The organism is Streptomyces sp. YIM 98790 (assembly GCF_011421595.1).
Lineage (GTDB): Bacteria > Actinomycetota > Actinomycetes > Streptomycetales > Streptomycetaceae > Streptomyces.
In genome coordinates, this window is record NZ_WTLH01000329.1 from 1 (window position 1) to 3,469 (window position 3,469).

The window sequence follows — 3,469 nt, forward strand, 5'->3', positions numbered from 1 at the left end:
CAGCGGCGCGGCCGCGCCCGGGCCGTCCGGCATGGCACCCGGCCGCTGCACGGCCGGGCCGGCCGGTTCCAGCCGCAGCACGCGGCAGTGCGCGGCCCAGCGCTCCAGGAGCCGCTCGGCGTCGGGCGCGTTCAGCCGCTTGCCCTTCAGCTCCTCGGCGGCCCGCTGCCATTCCTCGCCGCCGGGCGCCGCCTCCGTCACCCGGGCGGGCCAGACCACCAGCCGGACGCCCTTGTCCTTGCTGCGCACGGTGACCGTGGCGGTGCCGCCGTCGGCCAGGCCGAGGCCCTCCAGCGGCTGCTCCCCGGCGCCGTCGCCGACCAGGTACACGGCACCGTCCAGCCAGACGTGCCACAGCGCCCGTGCCGCTCCCTCCGGGCCGCGCACCCAGACCAGGGCGGACTTCCTGGCGGCCTCCTCGATCAGCGCCGCGTCCAGCAGTTCCGGACCGGCCGCAGAACTCTCCATGGCCGCAGACCCTATTCCCGCCCGCACCCGCCCGCCACCACCCGGACGGCTTCCGGGCCGCCGGGCGGCCGGTCCTGTCCCGTGCGGCCGGGGGCAGCGGGCTGCGGGCCCGCGGCGGTGCCGCGACGCGGCTGCCGGGCGCGGCGGGGAAGCCGTGAGCCGGGCGGGCGGCGCGCTACGCGGCGAGGCCGAGCGCCGCCATGCGGCGGGTGTGGGCCTCGGTGATCCGGGAGAACATCTTGCCGATCTCCGCCAGGTCGAAGCCGTCGGCGACGCCGCCGACCAGCATGGTGGAGAGCGCGTCACGGTCCGCGACCACCCGCTGGGCCTGGGCCAGCGCCTCGCCCATCAGCCGCCGCGCCCACAGCGCCAGCCGGCCGCCCACCCGCGGCTCGGCCTCGATCGCCGCCCGCACCTTGTCCACCGCGAACGAGGCGTGCCCGGTGTCGTCCAGCACCCGCAGCACCAGCGAGCGGGTGTCCGCGTCGAGCCGGACCGCCACCTCCCGGTAGAAGTCCGCCGCGATGGCGTCGCCGACATACGCCTTGACCAGCCCTTCCAGCCAGTCCGAGGGCGCGGTCATGCGATGGAACTCGTCCAGCGGCGCGGAGAACGGCGCCATGGCCTCCGCCGGGTCCGCGTCGATCATGGTCAGCCGCCCGGTGATCTGCTCGAAGTGGTGGAACTCCGCCGCGGCCATCCGGGCCAGCGCCGCCTTGTCCGTCAGCGTCGGGGCCAGCTTGGCATCGTCCGCCAGCCGCTCGAACGCCGAGAGCTCCCCGTACGCCAGTGCGCCCAGCAGGTCGATCACCGCCGCCCGGTACTGCGGATCGGCCGAGGCGGCGGCCCAGTCCAGGGCGGCGATGCCGGTCGGCGTCGCCGGCGGCTCCGCGGTCCCGGCGGGCTCGGCGGTCCCCGCGGGCTCCGGGGACTCCGGGGACTCGGACGGCTCGGGCGTCTCCATGGGTGCGTACTCCGGCTTCTGTCGCGGGCTCTTCGAGCGTGTTCCGGCTCCCGGCACCCCCGCCCGGCACGGCGCGGCACGGGACGGGACATGCCTCACGGGTCGCACAATAGCCCGCCCGCCGTCGCCGGGCGCGAACCGGACCCTGCCGCATATGCCTGTTCCGGGGTACAGTGGTATAGGCCCGCCGAATCGGCGGTGGGCCGATCACCTTGTGCGGAGCCACTCGGGACCGGCAGAACGCGGTCCCGGAGCCCGCTGCAACCGGCCGGTGTCCCGGCTGGTTCCGATGTGACCGCCCCCCGCGGGCCGAGCAGGTTCGCGTGAGGAAACCCGCTCGCGTGACACATGCGCTTGAGCGAGACGACCCGGTCCCGCGCCGGACGGTCCGACACCTGGGCCGCTGAAGACGGCTCGGTCGAACGACCCGCCTCGCCGCCGTGTGCCGCGTCACACAGAAGAGGCAACCACCCTGACCGCGACGACTTTCCGCGAACTCGGCATCCTCGCCGAGACAGCCGAGGCCCTTGAGGCCGTCGGCATCACCACACCCTTCCCCATCCAGGAGATGACCCTGCCGGTGGCACTGGCCGGCAGCGACGTCATCGGCCAGGCCAAGACCGGCACCGGCAAGACCCTCGGCTTCGGCCTGCCGGTGCTCGACGCCGTCACCGTGCCCGCCGATGTGGAGGCGGGCCGGGCCAGGCCCGAGGATCTCCCCGACGCACCGCAGGCCCTGGTCGTCGTCCCCACCCGCGAGCTGTGCACCCAGGTCACCAACGACCTGCTCACCGCCGGCAAGGTGCGCAACGTCCGGGTCACCGCCATCTACGGCGGCCGCGCCTACGAGCCGCAGGTCGAGGCCCTGACCAAGGGCGTCGACGTGGTCGTCGGCACGCCCGGGCGGCTGCTGGACCTCGCCGGGCAGAAGAAGCTGCGGCTGTCGAAGGTGAAGGTCCTGGTGCTGGACGAGGCCGACGAAATGCTCGACCTCGGCTTCCTGCCGGACGTCGAGAAGATCATCCAGCTGCTGCCGGCCCGCCGCCAGACCATGCTGTTCTCGGCGACCATGCCCGGCCAGGTCATCTCGCTGGCCCGCCGCTACATGAACCGGCCCACCCACATCCGGGCCACCTCGCCGGACGGCGAGGGCCAGACCGTGGCCAACACCCGGCAGTTCGTCTACCGGGCGCACGCCCTGGACAAGCAGGAGCTGGTGGCCCGGGTGCTGCGCGCCGAGGGCCGCGGGCTGGCCATGATCTTCTGCCGTACCAAGCGCACCGCCGGCGATCTGGCGGACGAGCTGGACCGCCGCGGCTTCGCGGTCGGCGCGGTCCACGGCGACCTGGGCCAGGGCGCCCGGGAGCAGGCGCTGCGCGCCTTCCGCAACGGCAAGATCGACGTCCTGGTCTGCACCGATGTCGCGGCCCGCGGCATCGACGTGGAGGGCGTCACCCATGTGATCAACTACCAGACGCCCGAGGACGAGAAGACCTACCTGCACCGGATCGGCCGCACCGGCCGGGCGGGTGCCAGCGGTACCGCCGTCACTCTGGTCGACTGGGACGAGATCCCCCGCTGGCAGCTGATCAACCGGGCGCTGGACCTCGGCCACCCGGAGCCGCCGGAGACCTACTCCACCTCCTCGCACCTCTTCGAGGAGCTGGGCATCCCGCCGGGCACCAAGGGCACCCTGCCGCGCACCGAGCGCACCCGGGCCGGGCTGGACGCCGAGGAGGAAGAGGACCTCGGCGGGCGCGACCGCCGCCGCGGCGACCGTGACCGCGGACGGGACCGGGGCCGTGACCGGAGCCGTGACCGGGACCGTTCCGCCTCGGGCGACGAGCCCGGCAGCACCCGGAACCGCCGGCGCCGCCGCACCCGCGGCGGAGTGCCCACGGACGCCACCGCCGCCCCCGCCCCGGCGGAGACCGGCAGCGGCGACCACGCGCCGGGCGAGACGCCGTCCGCCGCCGACGCGGTCCTGGACGTGCCGGCCCAGCGCAGGCCGCGCCGCCGGCGCCGCACCCGCCACTC

Annotated in this window: 3 protein-coding genes; 1 reads left to right on the forward strand and 2 read right to left on the reverse strand. The window is 75.1% G+C overall.

Annotation, left to right across the window (positions count from 1 at the left end; genetic code table 11):
• Both GQS09_RS27595 and GQS09_RS27600 read right to left on the reverse strand, forming a co-directional pair.
• A partial coding sequence (locus GQS09_RS27595) for a hypothetical protein (RefSeq protein ID WP_165990249.1) occupies positions 1-468 on the reverse strand: 468 nt, incomplete at its 3' end.
• Between the two features lie 175 nt (positions 469-643).
• Complete coding sequence (locus GQS09_RS27600; protein WP_165990250.1) at positions 644-1,432, reverse strand: ferritin-like fold-containing protein; 789 nt, start codon at positions 1,430-1,432, stop codon at positions 644-646.
• 442 nt (positions 1,433-1,874) lie between these two features.
• Here GQS09_RS27600 and GQS09_RS27605 point away from each other — a divergent pair.
• The coding region (locus GQS09_RS27605) for a DEAD/DEAH box helicase (protein WP_313896379.1) at positions 1,875-3,469 on the forward strand (1,595 nt) is incomplete at its 3' end.

Coding starts and splice junctions, on each gene's coding strand:
- GQS09_RS27600 (WP_165990250.1), bottom strand. CDS start 1,432: ATGGAGACGCCCGAGCCGTCCGAGTCCCCGGAGTCCCCGGAGCCCGCG.